Origin of the sequence: Bacteroides sp. AM32-11AC (genome assembly GCF_003603515.1) — a bacterium.
GTDB classification, from domain to species: domain Bacteria; phylum Bacteroidota; class Bacteroidia; order Bacteroidales; family Bacteroidaceae; genus Bacteroides; species Bacteroides uniformis.
In genome coordinates this window covers 4,562-22,656 of the sequence record NZ_QTNH01000018.1, presented here as the reverse complement: position 1 = coordinate 22,656, position 18,095 = coordinate 4,562, and the positions used below count along the sequence as shown (strand labels likewise).

At 40.5% G+C, this 18,095-nt stretch carries 20 protein-coding genes; all 20 read left to right on the top strand.

Annotated features, from left to right (window positions below):
- Positions 1 to 483 precede the first annotated feature (483 nt).
- On the top strand, positions 484 to 1,020 hold the full coding sequence (locus DW800_RS17200; protein ID WP_117974920.1) for a methyltransferase domain-containing protein: 537 nt from the start codon (positions 484 to 486) through the stop codon (positions 1,018 to 1,020).
- A complete protein-coding gene (locus tag DW800_RS17195) occupies positions 1,017 to 2,123 on the top strand; it encodes a phosphoadenosine phosphosulfate reductase family protein (protein ID WP_117974918.1) in 1,107 nt (368 codons plus the stop codon). The genes DW800_RS17200 and DW800_RS17195 overlap by 4 nt, the downstream gene beginning before the upstream one ends.
- Positions 2,086 to 2,724 carry an IbrB-like domain-containing protein gene (locus tag DW800_RS17190; RefSeq protein WP_227187301.1) on the top strand — a complete coding sequence of 213 codons (639 nt, stop codon included), beginning with the start codon at positions 2,086 to 2,088 and terminating at the stop codon, positions 2,722 to 2,724. Before DW800_RS17195 ends, DW800_RS17190 begins: the two co-directional genes overlap by 38 nt.
- A gap of 2 nt (positions 2,725 to 2,726) precedes the next feature.
- Positions 2,727 to 3,320 carry a ParB N-terminal domain-containing protein gene (locus DW800_RS17185; RefSeq protein WP_117974914.1) on the top strand — a complete coding sequence of 198 codons (594 nt, stop codon included), beginning with the start codon at positions 2,727 to 2,729 and terminating at the stop codon, positions 3,318 to 3,320.
- A 31-nt stretch (positions 3,321 to 3,351) separates the two neighbouring features.
- Positions 3,352 to 3,864 (top strand): DNA-packaging protein, encoded by a 513-nt coding sequence (locus DW800_RS17180; RefSeq protein ID WP_227187299.1) that lies wholly within the window; start codon positions 3,352 to 3,354, stop codon positions 3,862 to 3,864.
- A gap of 54 nt (positions 3,865 to 3,918) precedes the next feature.
- Positions 3,919 to 4,047: a hypothetical protein gene (locus DW800_RS20065; RefSeq protein ID WP_255425210.1), complete on the top strand. Its 129-nt coding sequence runs from the start codon at positions 3,919 to 3,921 to the stop codon at positions 4,045 to 4,047.
- The gene (locus DW800_RS17175) at positions 3,990 to 5,180 is read left to right on the top strand and encodes a phage terminase large subunit (RefSeq protein WP_243634924.1); all 1,191 of its coding nucleotides are present in this window, start codon (positions 3,990 to 3,992) and stop codon (positions 5,178 to 5,180) included. Before DW800_RS20065 ends, DW800_RS17175 begins: the two co-directional genes overlap by 58 nt.
- Positions 5,177 to 5,713 (top strand): hypothetical protein, encoded by a 537-nt coding sequence (locus DW800_RS17170; protein WP_119958230.1) that lies wholly within the window; start codon positions 5,177 to 5,179, stop codon positions 5,711 to 5,713. Before DW800_RS17175 ends, DW800_RS17170 begins: the two co-directional genes overlap by 4 nt.
- On the top strand, positions 5,710 to 6,141 hold the full coding sequence (locus DW800_RS17165; RefSeq protein ID WP_119958229.1) for a hypothetical protein: 432 nt from the start codon (positions 5,710 to 5,712) through the stop codon (positions 6,139 to 6,141). The genes DW800_RS17170 and DW800_RS17165 overlap by 4 nt, the downstream gene beginning before the upstream one ends.
- A 2-nt stretch (positions 6,142 to 6,143) precedes the next feature.
- Positions 6,144 to 6,611 (top strand): hypothetical protein, encoded by a 468-nt coding sequence (locus DW800_RS17160; protein ID WP_119958228.1) that lies wholly within the window; start codon positions 6,144 to 6,146, stop codon positions 6,609 to 6,611.
- Positions 6,598 to 7,695 (top strand): hypothetical protein, encoded by a 1,098-nt coding sequence (locus DW800_RS17155; RefSeq protein WP_119958227.1) that lies wholly within the window; start codon positions 6,598 to 6,600, stop codon positions 7,693 to 7,695. Before DW800_RS17160 ends, DW800_RS17155 begins: the two co-directional genes overlap by 14 nt.
- Entirely contained in the window at positions 7,692 to 9,623 is a 1,932-nt protein-coding gene (locus tag DW800_RS17150; RefSeq protein ID WP_119958226.1) for a hypothetical protein, read from the top strand. Before DW800_RS17155 ends, DW800_RS17150 begins: the two co-directional genes overlap by 4 nt.
- Positions 9,624 to 9,625: 2 nt before the next feature.
- Positions 9,626 to 12,352, top strand: a complete 2,727-nt coding sequence (locus DW800_RS17145; RefSeq protein ID WP_119958225.1) for a hypothetical protein — start codon at positions 9,626 to 9,628, stop codon at positions 12,350 to 12,352.
- Positions 12,349 to 12,582 carry a hypothetical protein gene (locus tag DW800_RS17140; protein ID WP_117589269.1) on the top strand — a complete coding sequence of 78 codons (234 nt, stop codon included), beginning with the start codon at positions 12,349 to 12,351 and terminating at the stop codon, positions 12,580 to 12,582. The genes DW800_RS17145 and DW800_RS17140 overlap by 4 nt, the downstream gene beginning before the upstream one ends.
- A gap of 130 nt (positions 12,583 to 12,712) precedes the next feature.
- Positions 12,713 to 13,849 (top strand): ATP-dependent Clp protease proteolytic subunit, encoded by a 1,137-nt coding sequence (locus tag DW800_RS17135; protein WP_158573894.1) that lies wholly within the window; start codon positions 12,713 to 12,715, stop codon positions 13,847 to 13,849.
- A gap of 17 nt (positions 13,850 to 13,866) precedes the next feature.
- Positions 13,867 to 14,934: a hypothetical protein gene (locus DW800_RS17130; RefSeq protein WP_117866139.1), complete on the top strand. Its 1,068-nt coding sequence runs from the start codon at positions 13,867 to 13,869 to the stop codon at positions 14,932 to 14,934.
- A 16-nt stretch (positions 14,935 to 14,950) separates the two neighbouring features.
- A complete protein-coding gene (locus tag DW800_RS17125; RefSeq protein ID WP_119958224.1) occupies positions 14,951 to 15,562 on the top strand; it encodes a hypothetical protein in 612 nt (203 codons plus the stop codon).
- 23 nt (positions 15,563 to 15,585) lie between these two features.
- Positions 15,586 to 16,170: a hypothetical protein gene (locus tag DW800_RS17120; RefSeq protein WP_133302537.1), complete on the top strand. Its 585-nt coding sequence runs from the start codon at positions 15,586 to 15,588 to the stop codon at positions 16,168 to 16,170.
- Positions 16,171 to 16,189: 19 nt separating this feature from the next.
- Positions 16,190 to 17,386: a hypothetical protein gene (locus DW800_RS17115; protein WP_117589264.1), complete on the top strand. Its 1,197-nt coding sequence runs from the start codon at positions 16,190 to 16,192 to the stop codon at positions 17,384 to 17,386.
- Positions 17,387 to 17,408: 22 nt separating this feature from the next.
- A complete protein-coding gene (locus tag DW800_RS17110) occupies positions 17,409 to 17,873 on the top strand; it encodes a hypothetical protein (protein WP_117589263.1) in 465 nt (154 codons plus the stop codon).
- The last annotated feature ends 222 nt before the right edge of the window (positions 17,874 to 18,095 follow it).

Below are 18,095 nucleotides of genomic sequence, written 5' to 3'. Positions count from 1 at the left end.
TGTAGAAATAAATATTGTCTTTAGCAAATGGTGGAAACATTTTTAAAGATAATGTAGGAGTAAAATATCTTATTTATTGGTACAATATGTAATGAAAGTCTTCCAAATAATCGGATAAATTGGAGACAACTTGCTTTTGAGATGTAGCCTGTAATATGTACAAAAAAGGCTATCCTCCCGGACAGCCAATCTTTTTGTTAACCTTAATCTAATACTATGAAAAACACATTGCAAAGGTAAGGTTTTGTGGAAGTTATGCAAATTATGAGCCTTTGTTCAGCCATCTTATAACATGGTTTAGCTGGTAAATGTACTTGTTAACCATTAACGGTGTAATTGTTAAATTGAAGGTTGGGATTTATTTAAGGTATTGCTGGCTAAAGCAAAATCTTCTGCCAAATCGTGTCAGTAACTTCTTTGATGCCGAATAGTCCGTTCGTGGATTATTCGGTATCTTTATTTTGTAAATCAAAATAATAAAGTATGTACGCAGTAAATCAGTATGATGCAGTTGCAGAGAGTTATGATTCTCTGTTCAAAGACAAAGCCAGTATTGAGGAGAATCGTAAGATTGCCTCAATGCTTTTTGAGGTTTCAGGGATTTTTCTGGATGTGGGATGTGGTACGGGGTTACTCCTTGATATTCTGAAAGTGTCTCCGGATGAATATTGGGGTATTGACCCAAGTAGTAAGATGCTTGATGTTTTCAGAAAGAAGCATCCGGAGTATAATAATTTGTGTATTCCGTTTGAGTTGCTCAATTTAAAGTTTGCAACATTCAATAGCATTGTAGCTTTGTTCGGCTCGGCCAGTTACATTGATATTGAAGCACTGACGGATATTCCCGAAGGAAAGAATATTTTCCTCATGTTCTACAAGGAGAATTATCATCCGGTAACTTATAAACGTACCGGCTGTAATCTGGAACATTACAGTCATTCAAGGAGTGAGCTGGAGGAAAGATTTCCTCATTGTGAAGTAAGGGAGTTTGATAACTATTATATCGTGACGAACGTATGATATTGTATTCAGAGCAGAATGTATATGAAGCGGCAAAAGACCGGATAAGGAAGTTGTTTTCTATGGGGGACAGATTAGGTGTTTGTTTCTCCGGAGGCAAGGATAGTACTGCCTTATTACACCTTACTTTGGAAGTGACAAGTGAATTGGGCATTCAAAAGTTGCCGGTTATATTTCTTGATCAGGAATGTGAGTACACATATACTGTTGAGTATATGCGTTATGTTATGTCATTGCCAGAGGTGGAACCTATTTGGGTGCAAATTCCGTTCCGGTTATGGAATGCGAACAGTGGTGACTGGTTTATCCCTTGGGAGCCAGGGAAAGTGTGGATGCGTGAGAAAGAAGATGTCTCTTTTAAGGAAAACGTCTATGGAGTCGACAGATTTAAGGATATGTTTGATGCCATCGCATATCATCACTTGGGAGGGGGGTATATATCTTTGGGAGGTGTCCGTATTGAAGAGTCACCAGCTCGTCGTGCTGGATTGACGGGAAAGGAAACCTTGCCAGGAATGACATATGGAAAACGTTGTAGCCATGGTGTTGTTATATATCCTTTGTATGATTGGTCATATCGCGATATATGGTATTACATCTTCTCCAATCGGTTGAAATACAATAAGGTCTACAACTATATCTTTTCAAAGGAACCGTTGCGTTCTGCAAGGGTATCTTCTCTTATCCATGAGAACAGTAATCAGAATATTCCTTACTTGCAAGAGATTGACCCGAAGGCTTATAATGCCATGTACATGCGTATTCCCAATATTGGCACAACGAACCATCTTCTGTTGGATGCCTTTGAAGAGGTAAGAAACTATCCCAACTGTTTCAAGGACTGGCCGGAATATCTGCAATATCTCATAGACAATATCGTAGCTGAGAGCAAGAATAAAGTAATTTTTACCAATAATCTAAATACGGTGGTTGATAAGATTGCGGGCTGGTCTGATTCCGATCGCGTTGATATATATCGCGCCTTTGCCCGTGGTATCATCACAGAGGACTTTGAACAGACAAAGTTGAATAATAGGTTATTGGTTCATAAATCAAAGTATAAATATGGAAAAACTAAAAGAAATAATCATCCGGATGCTTGATGAAGCGCCAGATAAAATAAACTTCTTCAATGAGATAAGACAGATTTTATTCTCTCTGTCTCCTGAAAAGGCCAATCCGGTGGACCGTGTCCTCTGGGTACCGATGGATATGGTGAAGGCGAACAACTATAATCCGAACGCTGTGGCAAAGCAGGAGATGCAGCTCCTTTATACTTCCATTCGTGAAGATGGATATACACAGCCAATTGTTACGATTTGGAGTGAAGAGGAGCAAAAGTATATTATTGTCGACGGGTTTCATCGTAACCTTATCGCGCGCATGTATAAGGACATTGCCCAGCGCAATAGTGGGCGTCTTCCCATTGTTGTCATTGACAAGGATATCAACGACCGTATGGCTTCTACGGTCCGTCACAATCGTGCCCGTGGCAAGCATTCCGTTGATGGCATGACAAACATCATTTATAACATGATAAAAAACGGTGAGTCGGATGCTGTTATTTGTAGAAAGCTTGGCATGGAGCCGTTGGAGCTTGTGAAGCTGAAGCATATTACCGGTTTTGCCAAGATGTTCAGGAATTATGAATACAGCAAAGCCATCAAAGAAATTGTTCATCATACAAACTCATTGGAATTATAACTATGGATATACAGAGCATTGCAATAGATAGGATTATTCCGTATTGGAATAATGCCCGGAACAATAGTAAGGCTGTTAAGCCGGTAGAAGAGTCAATAAAGAAATATGGTTTCAATCAGCCGCTTGTGTTGGATAAGAATTTTGAAATCATTGTTGGTCATACACGGTATTTTGCCCTTTTGAATCTTGGATATAAAGAGGTCCCGTGCATCATTGTGGACTTGGACGAGGAAAAGGCGCGTCAGTATCGTATCGCAGATAATAAGACATCAGAATTTGCGTCATGGGATGAAGAGAAACTGATACGTGAGCTTAGGACAATGAATGTACCTGCAGATATGCAAGACTTCTTTTTTGAACCCATAGACCAGTTACTCGGTTTTGACATGAATTTTATTCCGACAAACAATTATGTCACGGAAGAGTCGCAATCAGAAGCGGCAAAACAGGAATTCAGTGAGGAAATGCATCGCCAAGAGAATGAATCTTTCAGGAAGAAGGCAGAACGTATTGAAGAAGGTCTGGAGCAGGAAAGAACTGAATATATTGAACTTGCATGTCCTCATTGTGGAGAGATTATCAGAATGAAGAAATAATATGGCGGCACCGACGGGAAATAAATTTTGGATGTTAAGGAGCAAGCATGGGAGGGATAAACTCTTTTCCACGCCAGAACTCTTATGGGAGGCGGCATGTGAGTATTTCCAATGGTGTGATGAAAATCCCTGGTTGTCCAAAAAGGCCATTCAAAAGACTGTTCCGGTAAAAAGGAAAAAAGGGAAGAAGGTGGAGACAGTCAATGAGCAACAAGTACAACAAGAAGTTTCCCCGACTTCCCGTCCGTATTCCCTAACCGGGTTCTGTATTTATGTAGGTGCTTCTTCCAAGTGGTGGAGCACTTTTCGTTCCGAATGTAGAAATAAGAATGATGAAGATTTTTTGGAGGTCATCGCACGCGTGGAGGAAACCATCGAAACGCAGCAGTTTGAGGGAGCGTGCGTTGGAGCTTTCAATGCGAATATCATTGCCCGAAAGTTAGGGCTTGTTGACAAGCAGGAGGTGGACCATACGAATGCAGGAAAAGAGTTCAAAGGATTTAATTTTCTACCATATACAGAAGATGCGGAGAAAGTCAAGTAATGGGATATAAGGTCAATATAAAGCAGAGGTTAGCCTATAACTACCTTCGTGACGATGTTACGAAGTTTCTGTGTTATGGTGGCGCTGGTGGAGGTGGAAAATCATGGCTTGGGTGTGAATGGCTTATGCAATGTGCTTACTATCTCCCGGGCACTCGATGGTTCGCTGGCCGAAATAATTTGAAAGATAGCCGTGAGTCTATCTCTGTCACTTTCAACAAGGTGGCAAAGTGGCATCGATTCACTGATTACAAGCAGACCAATGACGGTATACTTTTGGGGAATGGGTCGGAAATCATCTTTCTTGACTTGACATATTATCCCGTCAAAGACCCGATGTATGAGCGATTGGGCTCTAAGGAGTTTACTGGAGGGTGGATTGAAGAAGCCGGGCAGGTTCACTACCTCGCATTTGAGGTTTTGAAGACGCGTATAGGACGGCACTTGAATGATGTGTATGGAATATCCGGAAAGATACTTATCACTTGCAATCCGAAGAAGAACTGGCTTTATCGTGAGTTCTATAAACCGTGGAAAGAAGGCAGGCTGGAAGCCCCATACGCTTTTATTCAAGCATTGGTGCAGGATAATCCCTACGCTACCGAGGACTACATAGATACGCTCCGTAATACCAGGGACAAAGTGACAAAGGAGCGCTTGTACTATGGTAATTGGGAGTATGACAACGACCCGACAGCACTCTGTGATTATGATGCTATTTGTGACCTATTCGCAAATGAGCACGTAAAACCGATAGGATTATCGACGGGAGCAGCTGACCTTGCCATGAAAGGACGTGACCGCTTTGTCGGAGGGCACTGGGTAGGCAATGTGTGTTATATCCGGTTAGACCAGGAATATAGCACGGGTAAATCTATTGAGACGGACCTTAAAAACATGATGATACAGTGGAAGATTCCACGTAGCATGATGGTCGTTGATAGTGATGGACTTGGAAGCTACCTTGAAAGTTATTTGAATGGCATCAAAGAATTTCATGGTGGTAACCGACCTATTAATCCAGAGTACGACAATCTGAAGTCTGAATGTGCATTTAAGCTTGCAGAGCTAATAAATAATCGGCAGATAAGAATTATATGTACGGAAGCGCAAAGAGAGCGCATAATGGAAGAATTGTCCGTCTTGAAGCAAGACCATATAGATGCCGATACCCGGAAGAAAGGGATAATCAGCAAGGAGAATATGAAAGATATACTCGGACATTCTCCGGATTACCTCGACATGTTGATAATGGCAATGCTTTTCCGTATAAAACCGATACCTAAAAGACCAAAAGCAAAATTAGGACAGATATGACAGTAAAAGAGTTTTTGATATTGAGTAACGTGGCGAGCAATGCTGCTGAACTGTTGGATCAGATAGGGAAGTTGCCTAAACCGGACTTTGTCGCAGGTGTAAGAGTTCCGGAGACTCTGAATGACCTCACTATAGGTCAGCTGATGGAACTGCAATCCATACGCAATGGAATAGATTGTATAATGGTTCCATGCCGTGTTGTCCTTGGTTTGTCTATTGATAAGATAGAGAAGTGTGGGGTAGCGGATATTTTGGGATTCTCCACATGGGTAACCAGGGAGGTTGAACGTATTACCAAGCTTTTTGAAACTACGAGCGTAGTACCGACTCCGGAAGAAAGACGTGCCGGAGTGGATAAGCTTTCGTTCGGGTTGTTTGGCTTGGTGGATTACTATGCTACCCGTATGGGGATAACTGACCATGAGCAGGTAGAGAGTGTTCCATGGGTAAGAGTGTACAAGTGTCTTGATATGGACGCGGAGAAAATACGTTATGAACGTCGATTACGAGAAATATATCAGAATAAGCAATGAATATAAGTGTAGAAAGGAAAATCGCTTCTATCGCAGAGAAGCTGGAAGGAGTTACCTATTTATTTGATAACTGGGTGACCGCCAACGTTCGGCTGGATAAGATGCCATTGCCGGCCATTATAAATCTGCTTCCTGCATCTGGGAAGTTCGTCATATCAAGGACTCAGTTAAGAGATTGCCCAAATTGCATGATTGCTTTTGTAGACAAGACGGCGTTTGATTTTGACGGGGTGGAGAATGATGAGGTTATTGAGAGGTGCAAAGGGTATGCAGTTCAATTTATCCGTGAGTTGAATAGGAGCGGGCTGTTTGAGTGGGTAAGCGATGAAGTCCCTTATTCCGTTTTCTATGATAAGCTGGATGTAAATGTTACTGGAATAGTAATAGAATTGAAACTGAAAGAGGTTCAAGGAGTACCCATGTGTTAGTTATGGAAGACAGAAGAAAGGACGTTAAAGATATACTGAACGAGGAGTTGGATAAACTTCGGCAGCGTATCATTGAGAATCATATACAAGCTGGACAGCGTGCAAGCGGAAGAACCATCAAGAGCCTGCATGTCGTAGTAGATGATAATCATGGTGTTTTATTCGGTAGACAGGCTTTTGGAGTTCTGGAAACAGGACGCGGACCGGGAAAAATCCCAAAAGGTTTTTGGCAAATAATTCAGCAATGGGTGGTGGATAAGAGGATTCAAGTAGAAAAACCTAAATCGTTTGCTTATCTCGTAGCTCGTAAGATTGCAAATGAGGGTACTAGGCTTTATCACTCTGGAACGCATGAGGATATATATTCAACGAGTGTTACACAAGCGATACGGGATATTATGGACCGTGTGTTTGGTGTTTTTCTGAACGATGTACAACATATAAATTTGCATAGTAATGAGGACGCATAAGATAGGAAATACTACAATCGAGTATCCGGATGAAATATCTTTCTGTTTCAATCCGGTAGTGATAAATATTAGTGGATATACTTGGGCATGGGTGGAAGCAACGATAACCGACGTACTTACCGGAAAGGAATATAAGGAAAAACGTGCATTATTTAAAACCGCATGTTTCTTTGATCTGTCTTTCTATATGCAATCGGCTTTTGATGCAACGGAGTTTGGCAAGATTGACTATCAATCCTCTATTCCACAAGATAGTCAGCTTGGGCGTCTGTTCTCTGTTGAAGTGGATATGTATACGTCTGATAGCACTATCGGAGAAAGTTTCCAGTTTAATACTTTTATTATTTGGGGCGCAATGAAAGTCGGCGAAAGATATAATGGTGACCGTATTCTAACATGGTTTAGGAACTTACCATTTACGGTCGGTATGTACACTGCGGGGGCCGGTACTGTTAGTGTGACTGCTGACGGTCAAGTTTTGCCGTCCATCATATTGTCTGACCGCAAAGTGTATAATCTTACTTTGCAGGGTATTGATGCGAATAGGGATGTTGTTTTGAATCTCCCTGGAACTAGTACGGGAGCAAGTGTATTCGATAATACCTTTGACTTTACTTTTCACGCATTGACGAATGTGGCCGCAAATGTGAGGCTTTTAGTTGATGAATGCACGGATGGAATTTATTTACGTTGGATAAATCGTCATGGCTTTTATTGCTATTGGTTGTTTAAACGTGGTGATGAGAGCAAACAAATTGCCAATGATGGTGAATTCATTCGTAATAATATGCAAGACTATAACTATGTTAATGGCTATCATGGAGGTTCAGGACGTAAGCAGAGAAAAACAGAAGAGAATACATTGTTGGTGTGTGCTCCTTTAGTGGACTCTGAAACGTTTGACTTCTTGTTTCAACTCGCGTTGTCACCCGTTGTTGATATGTATGCAGGTAAAAATGTGAATGGAGTTGATAGCTGGAAGGCGGTGAATGTATCTGTTGGTAATTTCAATAAGACAAGAGCTGTATTACAGGATTTCGTAGCAACAATCATATTACCAGAAACAAGAGTACAAAGCTTATGAGAAACGATATGCTATTCATTGGTGATAAACTGATGGATTTGGATGATGATACCAAAGTAACGCTCAATTTCAAAAGTAATATATTTACGGATTTGAGTAAGATTATAAGTAATAATTCTTATACTATCAAACTTCCGAATACTATACGTAATCAGTGTGCAATCATGCATGCTGATTTACCTTCATGCGACATCGTTTATCCTAGAATTAAACTGAATGCTCGTTATTTTCGTAACGGGATAGAGATACTCAATAACGCAACTGCGGTCTTATTGTCTACATCGGATGTTTTTGAATTTGCTCTTTCATGGGGTAATGTCTCTAGATTTGCAAATATTATAAGTGGAAATAAAACGCTACGTGATTTGAAGGATAGACACAATTATGAGGTCATTGCTGATGATGATTTTCCAGATTATCATGTATTTTGGAAAGTAGGTTCTTTTGAAGGGGATGCTTCCGGTAATTTTTTTATTCCTAAAGTAGACTATGGTATACGGCGGGAAGATACAACAGGGTGGTATCATCCTGGGTGTAAGGTTACCTGGATTTTGTTACAAATTATGAAAGATAATGGTGTCACTTTTACGTTTCCTGCTAATCGCGCTTTTATGTTAAGTAGATTGTTTGTACCCTTATTAACTCGTAATGATAGCAGAAGTTATGCTGCAAAAAATGCATTACATGCAGAGTTTAGTTACTATGTACATGGACGTCTTGATAAGGGAGAACCGGAAAAATTGTATTTTGCAGATAAGTCGTTTTCAAGCTATTATGGGACTATAACCAAGTTTAAAAGTAGTTCTGGAAAAATTTATATTCAAGGCTTTAAACTTAATGCTCCGAATATGAAGATTTTGATGAATGGTAATGTGTCGTTTGATGTATCCACTTCTATATACCCTAATGGAGCATGTCTGGTTGCTTATTACATTATGGATGATGATACAAGAGTCGATATTGCAACTATAGATTATAGCAAGATTGAGAGGCATAACACAAATAGTTATACTATCTATTTTGATTTTACAGATATAGAGACAGATACGCTAGAGGAAAGTAAGGAGATTTTGTTTGGATTACTTGACGCAGGGTGGATTGATGATGGTGGTATATCTATGGATAATTCATTTAGCATTACAGCTATATGTGATCAAGTGATGCCTTCGATAGATGATGAGATAAATGCAGGATATGGGCACTTCCCGATTATTGCAAATTTGCCCGAAATAAAACAGATAGATTTTATTAAAGCTGTTGCTGCAATTCTCGGTGTTTTTGCTGTTCCTGGTAAGAATGATTCAAATTCCATTGAGTTTGTTTCTGTAGATACTATTAAAGAAAATGAAACAAGAGCATATGATTGGACAAAAAAGGTTGTTGCTACTTATAAGGAGAATAAACCTAATATGTTGGAATATAGGCTGAATGATTTCGCACAGCTGAATTATCTGCGTTACAAAGAAGACTCTACGGTTAATGGCTCTTATGATGGAGCATTACAAGTATTAGATTACACTTTGGATTCAGAGCGTGATATTCTTACGCTTCCATTTGCTGGTACTGATATGGCAGGTGGCGTTGCGTCTATAAAGTTATATAAGTATGACAGTGATGGTAAATCTTCTCTAGAGAAAGTGGAGCCAAGAATTTTACTTTGTACAGATGATGCAGATGTTCTGAAAGGAACATTTGAGGAACTTGATTTTTCTTCTGTGATTAACTCTTATTACAAAAGTTATAGTGAGGTCATTTATATGCCTAAAGTAATCACAGAAAAGATAGAAATAAATGATATTGAGTTGAGAGACTTGGATATGACTGTTCCAATTTACTTGGCCCAATATGGTAGATATTATGCCATTATTTCCATTAAGGCAGAAGATACGGGAATATGTGAATGTAAATTGTTACAATTGGAGGTATAATTATGAAAGACAATACAAGTGAAAAAATATTGGAAATTCGGGTAAAGTATGATGATGCTATCCGTAAAATAGCAGAGTATCGTACGCAGTTGGATATACTTCGAAAAGTAGAACAAACTCTTAAGGAGGATTTGAAGAAAGGCCGTATGAGTAGGGAGGAATATAATATTAAATTAACCGAAAATAGGGTTGCTACCCAACAATATACAGATGCCATCCGTGTACTGAATAAACAAATTCAAAATGAACGTAAAGAGCAGACAGAGATGGAAGGAAGCCTTGTTAGGTTGCGGGCTGAGCTTTCCAATCTTACCGCTGCTTATGACAGATTAAGTCGTGTAGAGCGTGAGGGGGGCGAAGGCAAAGAGCTGCAAGATAAGATAAATGCCATTACCGATGAACTGAAAGGTGCGGAAGAAGAAACGCAGCGCTTTTATCGGAATGTGGGTAATTATAAAGATGCGATACTTCAGGCTACAGAAGCCCAAGTACCTTTTGTTTCCATATTGCGCAGTGGCGTTAGCGTCTTGCGAGGTACAAAGGAATTTGTTGGTGGTTTGAAGGATGAATTGGTTAAAATAACAGTCCAGTACAAAGCAGGAACGGTCACTGCGAATATGTTCTCTGGTGCTCAAAAAACAGCGGCTATAACAAGTAATTTGTTATCTGCAGCTTTAAAAGTGTTGAAACTTGCACTAATTTCCACTGGTATTGGGGCTATTGTTGTTTTGTTGGGCTCATTGGTCGCATGGTTGGCTAAAACGCAAAAAGGTACTGAATTTCTTTCTAATGTAATGTCCTCTTTTGGGGCAATTATTGATGTGATTATAGACCGGATTGCAAAGTTTGGTGGAGCTATTGCTAAATTCTTCTCTGGTGATTTTTCTGGTGCAGCAAAGGATATGAAGGATAGTTTTTCCGGTATTGGAAAAGAAATTTCAAATGATGCGAAACAAGCGTGGGCACTGAATGATGCATTGCAACAGTTAGAGAAATCGGAAACAATGCTTAATATGAAGCGTGCGGCAAGTCGCTCTGAGATTGAAAGATTGAAGCTCATTGCAGATGATACTACAAAAAGCCTGAAAGAGCGTACTGATGCGGCTACAAAAGCATACGATATGGAAAATAAACTTCAGCAGGAAAGCATTGATATTGGCCGAAAGAAATTGGCAAATCTTCTTGGGCAAATAGAACTTACTGGTGAAGCTAATAAATTGCTTGATGATATGGCACAAGGGGCAGTAACGGCTGATGAGGTTATTAGCCGATTGGGTATATCAGAAAGTACAGTGAAAGATTTAAAGGAATTCTCTCAAGTTTTTTCGGACGTAGCTCAAAAGGAAATGGAGAGCTATACCCGTAATAAGGAAACCCAGAATAAAATAAATGCGATGCGGAAAGAATCAGTAGATAAGGCTAAAGTTGTAAAAGAAAAAGAACTTTCAGAAATTCGTAAGGCTGAGGATGAAATGCTTAAGCTGGTTAAGGACAGTAGAGAGAAACAATCCATTGAGATAGAACGTCAGTTTTCTCGTCAAATAGAAGATTTGCGTGTTCGCTTGATTGAGGAACAAGACCTTACAACGAAAGCACGTGGAGCTATAAATAATCAGATTATTGCACTTGAACAGCAAAAAAATGATGCATTACAGCAATTATCGGAAGAACAACTGATGAAGGAGGTGGAGAACCGGCAGAAACTAATCTCTCTGCAACTTGAATCCGTAAAAGCTGGAGGTGAGCAGGAGTACCAACTAAAGATGCAGCAACTTGTTGCCCAACGTGACGTAGAACTCCGTCAGAAAGAGCTTACTGAACAGATGAAGCTTGCTATTACGGAGAAGTACAATAAAGAGATTTATGATTTGTCCGTTCAACATGAGAATGATACAGCAAAGAAACAAGCTGATGCACTCAAACTTCGATTGGATAATGAATTGGCAGAAGCTAAATTGAATGGAGATAGTGAACTTGAGCTTCTTCGTATGCAGGAACAGCAGAAGCTTGAACTGAAAGACAGCTTGAGACGGATGGGAGAGGAGAGTGATGCCGAATTCCGGGCCAGGCAGCTTGCTGCAGACCAAGAATACTTGAATGCAAAGCAGGCGGTCATTGACAAGGAAGTGGAGATGCAGCAAAATAAAGGTGAATCCCTTTCTGTCTTGGCAGGGAATCTTTCTGATTTGTTGGAACAAGCGGCAGGAGATAACGAGAATATGGCTCAGTTGGCGAAAATACTGGCTATTGCGGAGGTTTCTATTGCGCAAGGGGTAGCCATTGCCAAAGCCGTAGAAACAGCTACCCGCTCATCTGCAACATGGATTGACATGCTTGCTGCGATAGGTACTGTAGTGGCATCTGTAACTACTGTTATGGGAAAGGCTATGAAATCGGTGAAAAGTGCTAAATTTGCACAAGGAGGTAAAGTTGAAGGGCCAGGTTCCGGTACAAGCGATTCCATACCTGCTATGTTGTCCAACGGTGAAAGTGTAATGACGGCTGCTGCAACCTCGATGTTTGCTCCGTTATTGTCGGCTTTCAATCAGATAGGAGGAGGTATTCCCATTAATGTAACAGCTTCTTCCAATCAGGCGTTAGGAGAGGACATGCTGGCCAAAGCTGTTGCAAAAGGTATGATGATGGCGCCTGCTCCGGTGGTTTCTGTGGAAGAGTTTACCTCTGTTGCTAATAGGGTTAAGTACGTTGAAAATCTTGGTAGTATATGAAAGCATATGAACTATTGATATTGAATAAGAGTCTTCTTCAAATGATGGGGGATGCTTCGCTTGATGTCGGGGATGTGAAATATATTCCCGTGTATCAAGAATATGTCCGTCTGTCAAAGGAGGGACATAAAAAGACTTATATCATGCAATATTTATCCGATGAGTATAATATTGCGGAAAGGACAATTTATCGGATAATAGATAAGTTCTCAAGTAAGGTGGATGTTTAGGGGGGGCGGAATTATTCCGCTCTTTTTTTGTTTTGAAAAAGTTGCTGACAAAGCGTGTCAGTGGAATAGACTTCTTATTTTCTTCAAGCCGTATCATGTTTTCTACCTTTGTTACAAACAATTATGTGATATGGCTAAATTATACATTAACAAGGACATTGTAGCTGATAAGGATAAAATGGAAAATTGGTATTTGACCGGTGACGAGGGGCTTTCGTTTCCGGATATCCAATACTTCCTTTCATGGCTTGACCCGGCTGACCCTAAAATTGACATTGAAATCCATTCGTGCGGCGGTGATACGGTTGAGGGGTATGCTATTTATGATGCATTACGTGCGTCGGGCAAGGAAATATCTTGTACCGTTGTTGGACGATGTGCTTCTATGGCTACCATCATTTTGCTTTCTGCTCCACTTGAACGCAGAAAAGCTTATCCTCATGCAAAGTTTCTCATCCACAAACCATATTTGGCAAGATATGATGATTTATTGGACCTTGAAACTATAGAATCCATCAAATCAAGTCTGGAAGCGGAAAAGGATAAGATGATGGCTGTATATGTTGAACGGACAGGAGTTGAATCGACCATTTTGGAGGTCCAGATGAACAAGGAGGCATGGTTTGGCGGTGAGGTTGCAAAACAACTTGGATTTATATCTGATGTTCTTATACCGACTACAGCAAAAGGAACTGATTATAAACTTAATAGTGAGAAAATGAACAAAGAGAAACAAGTAACGGTAAAGCAATCTATCATTGACAGACTGCTTGCGAAATGTGGCTACCAGAAGATAGAAGACATTCCGGTAGTATCTATGGAACTGACAGATGCCGAAGGTAATACACTGACGGTGGAACGTGAAGAAGGAGAACCGCAGGTGGGAGATGCGGCATCCCCCGATGGCGAGCATGTTATGCCCGATGGTAAGACTATCATTGTAACAGACGGAGTGATTACAGAAATCAAAGACCCGGAAGAAGCAAACGGTGACGAGGAGATTGAAGCTTTAAAGGCGCGCATTGAAGAACTTGAAGAGGAAAATGCGGCATTGAAAACCAATGCCCGTACAGTTGAGGACAATAAGATACTGAATGCTGTAAAGATGGCAGGAGGTGAGAATTGGCTAGCAAAACATTGTTCAACCTATAGAGTCTCTTTGCGTACCCAATCCTTCAAGAATACTGTTGAGACACAAGCAAGTGCAGAGGAGACACCTATTCAAAGAAAGTTGAGAGAGGAAAGGGAGAAGAGAACTAAAAAGTAAAGAAAGGAGAATTGAGTATGCCTATTTTAGATTTTTCAAAATTGACGCCAGACAATCAGGCGGTGAAGGATTTGAAAGACTTGATTGAACTGACAGTCTTTCAAAATGAGGATATGGAGCGTTTTATGACGTTCATGCCTAAAGTGACCAATGGCAAGAAAGTTGGCTTCATCGGTGAGATGGAGGATGTAGGTATCGCAGGTGCCGGATGTGACCCTGAATATCAAAAAGTGGCTATCGCTGCCGCCCAGAAAGTATGGGAAATTGGCGACTGGCAAGTTCCGTTGGAAATGTGCTATGAGGATTTGGAGAATACTATTGCAAAGTACTGCTTGAAGACCGGTACCAATATTGCGGACCTTACTTCTACTGAATATATGGATGGGATTGTCCTTCCAAAACTGACGGAAGCAATGATGAAAATGTTATGGCGCTTCACTTGGTTTGGAGACAAGGATGCCGCTAATATTGACGGTTCCGGTCAAATTACGGATGGATTGAATGTAGAATTGTTCAAGACATGTGACGGTTTCTTTAAACGCCTGTTTGCCATATGTGCAGAGAATTCCGGTCAGCATACCGTTATATCAGCCAACTCTGAAGCATCTTATGCTTTGCAGAAGTCCAAGATGAAAGAATTGGGGGCTGCTACATCTGTGTTTGACACGATGCTTGAAGATGCGGATAGCCGTATTTTCCAGAAGTCCGGACATGCAATTTTTGCTACAAAATCATTATGTGATTCTTTGTCACGTGATGTGAGGGAGAAATATAAGGTTATTATGCCTTGGACGGTCATTTTTGACGGCCTTGAAGTAGGAGAGTATGACGGCGTTACGGTCGTAAAATGTTCTATTTGGGATAGATTTATTCAAGCGTATCAGAACGATAAAACGAAACTGAACCTTCCTCACCGTGCGGTTCTATGTTCTCCGGACAATTTAATGTACGGTTGTGAAGGCGATAACCCGATATCTGACCTTGATATCTGGTTTGAAAGAAAACCCCGTAAGAATTATATCTATTCTACTGGTAAACTCGGTTCTATGATTGGCGAGGACAACTTGGTGCAAGTAGCATATTGACAAAAGGAGGTATTCTATGGGAGTATGTGATGATATTTTAAAGAAAGATATTGTTCCGTCGTGTGATGATCCAGTAGTACAAGGATTGGAGCAGGAAGGGGTAATAATGAATCGTGCGGATGTGGACTTTGCAGCCACAGTATTCAATTCTACAAAAAAGAATGTGATTGAAACGCTGGCTATGAAAACCGGGAAGAAGGCTTATAAGGTTGTTGTTCCTGGTAAAAATCCATTTACGGGTACAAAGACCTCATTAGTGGCTGGCACATATCGTAGTTCGTTTACCAATACTGTCGCGATTGTGATATTGGCAAACGACCCGGATGTATGCGCTGATGTTATTGACGGATTGGCTAACGGTACCTATGTTGTGGTGTTGGAGAATAAATATAAGGGTTTACAGAAAGAAGGAAACCCTGGTGATGCCGCTTTTCAGGTGTATGGTTACTACCAAGGGCTTACAGCTACAGCTATCGACAACGATAAGTATAGCGAGGATACTGAAGGTGGATGGGCTGTTACCTTGGAAGAGCAGAAAACGCCTAAATCTGCATTATTCTTGTTCAAGACGAGTTATGAAGCAACTAAGACTGTTGTCAACACTTTGACGGCTGAACCGGCAGCATAGGAGGGAATATGCTTGTCTTGGAGATGGTTGATAAGTTGAAGAGATTGGGGGATAAGGTCTCCCTTTCTTCTTCTGATAAATCAGACATTGAACTGATGTTTCATGAAGTTCTTGGTAGGACATTTACCAAGACCTCATGTGGTGATTGCTATCGTGACGCTGTGATTGAAATGTATTCGTACTTAAAAAGATATGGAAAAATGAAAGAAAAATCAAGTTATGCATTGAAAAATGGTGTATTGCTCCAAGTAGGCTTTGGAAGTAGTGAAATGTACACCAACAACAATCTTACTGACGAAGCGGCAGAAAGGTATCTTGCGGAAAATCCTAAAGGGATAGTCTTTTTTGCTTCAACGCCTTCCGATTGGGAGAAAAGGGTTGAAAGACGGATGAGTCCTGCTTTACCATTGGATGAAACTTTGGTTTCAGAATTGGTGAAAGCCTTTGAAGTGGAAGGTGCTACTTCTGAGTTTGTGAGAGATGCGTTCAAGACTTATAAACTGAACGGGAAGAAAGTTACAGCTAAAGTATTGGATGCTCATATTAAAGAGGCTCAATCTGTAGTTGACTCTAAGCAGACTATAGAAGCCGTAGAAACGGTGAAATAAAGAATAACCTCACGGAACGATGAATGTAAATGAATTAAAGAAGAAGAGTAATAGGCGTGTTGACACGGGCTATTTACGTAATCTTGGCATCCAAAGCTACGGTGATGATAATTTATATCCCCAACATCTAAGAAATATCATCGCTGCGAGTTCAACGGGTAGCGAATGTGCAGAACGTTATGCCAATTTCATAGAGGGAAATGGGTTTCGTGAGGTTGCTTTTTCTGAATATGTGGTTAACCGCCGTGGAGATACGGCAGATGACATCCATGCTTTCGTCTGCAAGGATGTTGCTGATTACGATGGGATGGCGATACATGTTAATTATAATATGTTCGCAGATATAGTGGAAGTACAGCACATCCCCTTTGAAAATTGCCGTTTGTTGGAGGAGGATGAATCCGGATATATCGCAAAAATCGCAGTTCATCCGGATTGGACAGGAAAGAAAACCCGTCAGGGAAAAGCCATAAAGGTAATACCAGAAAATGTGGAGTTTATAGATGTATTTAATCCACGTAAGGAGGTGGTCTATGCGCAAATTCGGGCTGCCGGAGGGATTGAAAACTATAAGGGGCAGATACTATGGATTAGCAACACAGGGAAATTCGTGTATCCTATCGGAAGAGCTGACCGTGTGATTACGGAAATGAGTACGGATGAGGGATTAGCCAATGTGAAGTATCGTAATGTGCGTTGTAACTTCATGCCTTCCGGGATGATAATTACAAAGAAAGGTGCTTCTTCGGTACGTTTTGATGAAAACGGAAATCCTATAAAAGAGGATAGGACTAATGAAGATACTGGTTTTTCTGATACTATCGTGCAATTACAAGGAGACACCAATGCGACAAAGGTCTTAGAGGTAACCTTGGAATCTGATGAAGAAAAACCGGAGTTTGTGGATATTAGTCCTAAAAATTATGATAAGGAGTTTACCGTTACTGATGCCAGTGTGGTTGAACGTATTTATTCGGCTTTCGGGCAGGAGCCTTGGTATTGTATCCGGATTGGTAAGGTTGGTTTTTCTGGGGATATATTGGAAGATGCTTTTGAATACTATAACTCTATTGTGTCAAAGCAACAACGCATGATTGAACGGGCTTTTCAGAAAATTTTTGCGCATTGGTATGAACCTCTCAATCCTTCCAATGACTTTAGTGTACAACCTCTTAAATATATAAGAAATGCTGCGATGTCTAATAACAACAGATGAGGTCTATAAGTTGGCTCGTACGATGTCAATACACATCGATACGGAAAAGATAGAGGCATATATTCGGGAGTCGGAGAACATTGATTTGAAGTCAGCTTTGGGTGATGCTTTATTCTTAGATGTGAAAGAACATCCGGAAAATTATAGTGAGTTGCTTAATGGTAGTTCTTATACCATAGAATGTGGAGGCAAACGTTCCTTTGTAGGGCTGAAAACGACATTGGCATATTATACCTATGCTCGTATCGTGAAAAATGGAGATGGAAATGTCACCCGTTTTGGATTTGTCAATAAAGATAACGAATATTCATCGCGTTCTGATTTTAAGGAGAAACTTATGGCTTATAATGATGCTTTCTCTGTTGCTGATAGGTATATGAAAGAATGTGTTCGGTATTTGAATGATAATAAAAAAGACTTTCCGCTGTATAGGGGAAGTGGAGGGATTAATGCTAATCGTGTAACTTTTAGAGTACTTGGTGAATAATGCCTGATACACTTGACATATTAAGGAAACTTGCTCTACAGATAAGGAACGCCTCTTCTGAGGGAGAGAATACCGCAGAGAGGGTTGGACGGACATTTATTGGCATTCTTGAACTCATTCAACAAGGAATGAGCATCGAAGAATTATCAAAGGTGTTCCTTCGAAAAGACCAGGCTGACGGCACAAATTTTCTGTTGAAGTTCGGCGAGTTTATCGACTCTA

Bases quoted from the DNA above. Each gene is read 5' to 3' on its own strand.
- DW800_RS17200 (WP_117974920.1), top strand. From the start codon at position 484: ATGTACGCAGTAAATCAGTATGATGCAGTTGCAGAGAGTTATGATTCT.
- DW800_RS17195 (WP_117974918.1), top strand. From the start codon at position 1,017: ATGATATTGTATTCAGAGCAGAATGTATATGAAGCGGCAAAAGACCGG.
- DW800_RS17190 (WP_227187301.1), top strand. From the start codon at position 2,086: ATGGAAAAACTAAAAGAAATAATCATCCGGATGCTTGATGAAGCGCCA.
- DW800_RS17185 (WP_117974914.1), top strand. From the start codon at position 2,727: ATGGATATACAGAGCATTGCAATAGATAGGATTATTCCGTATTGGAAT.
- DW800_RS17180 (WP_227187299.1), top strand. From the start codon at position 3,352: ATGTTAAGGAGCAAGCATGGGAGGGATAAACTCTTTTCCACGCCAGAA.
- DW800_RS20065 (WP_255425210.1), top strand. From the start codon at position 3,919: ATGTTACGAAGTTTCTGTGTTATGGTGGCGCTGGTGGAGGTGGAAAAT.
- DW800_RS17175 (WP_243634924.1), top strand. From the start codon at position 3,990: ATGCAATGTGCTTACTATCTCCCGGGCACTCGATGGTTCGCTGGCCGA.
- DW800_RS17170 (WP_119958230.1), top strand. From the start codon at position 5,177: ATGACAGTAAAAGAGTTTTTGATATTGAGTAACGTGGCGAGCAATGCT.
- DW800_RS17165 (WP_119958229.1), top strand. From the start codon at position 5,710: ATGAATATAAGTGTAGAAAGGAAAATCGCTTCTATCGCAGAGAAGCTG.
- DW800_RS17160 (WP_119958228.1), top strand. From the start codon at position 6,144: ATGGAAGACAGAAGAAAGGACGTTAAAGATATACTGAACGAGGAGTTG.
- DW800_RS17155 (WP_119958227.1), top strand. From the start codon at position 6,598: ATGAGGACGCATAAGATAGGAAATACTACAATCGAGTATCCGGATGAA.
- DW800_RS17150 (WP_119958226.1), top strand. From the start codon at position 7,692: ATGAGAAACGATATGCTATTCATTGGTGATAAACTGATGGATTTGGAT.
- DW800_RS17145 (WP_119958225.1), top strand. From the start codon at position 9,626: ATGAAAGACAATACAAGTGAAAAAATATTGGAAATTCGGGTAAAGTAT.
- DW800_RS17140 (WP_117589269.1), top strand. From the start codon at position 12,349: ATGAAAGCATATGAACTATTGATATTGAATAAGAGTCTTCTTCAAATG.
- DW800_RS17135 (WP_158573894.1), top strand. From the start codon at position 12,713: ATGGCTAAATTATACATTAACAAGGACATTGTAGCTGATAAGGATAAA.
- DW800_RS17130 (WP_117866139.1), top strand. From the start codon at position 13,867: ATGCCTATTTTAGATTTTTCAAAATTGACGCCAGACAATCAGGCGGTG.
- DW800_RS17125 (WP_119958224.1), top strand. From the start codon at position 14,951: ATGGGAGTATGTGATGATATTTTAAAGAAAGATATTGTTCCGTCGTGT.
- DW800_RS17120 (WP_133302537.1), top strand. From the start codon at position 15,586: ATGGTTGATAAGTTGAAGAGATTGGGGGATAAGGTCTCCCTTTCTTCT.
- DW800_RS17115 (WP_117589264.1), top strand. From the start codon at position 16,190: ATGAATGTAAATGAATTAAAGAAGAAGAGTAATAGGCGTGTTGACACG.
- DW800_RS17110 (WP_117589263.1), top strand. From the start codon at position 17,409: ATGTCAATACACATCGATACGGAAAAGATAGAGGCATATATTCGGGAG.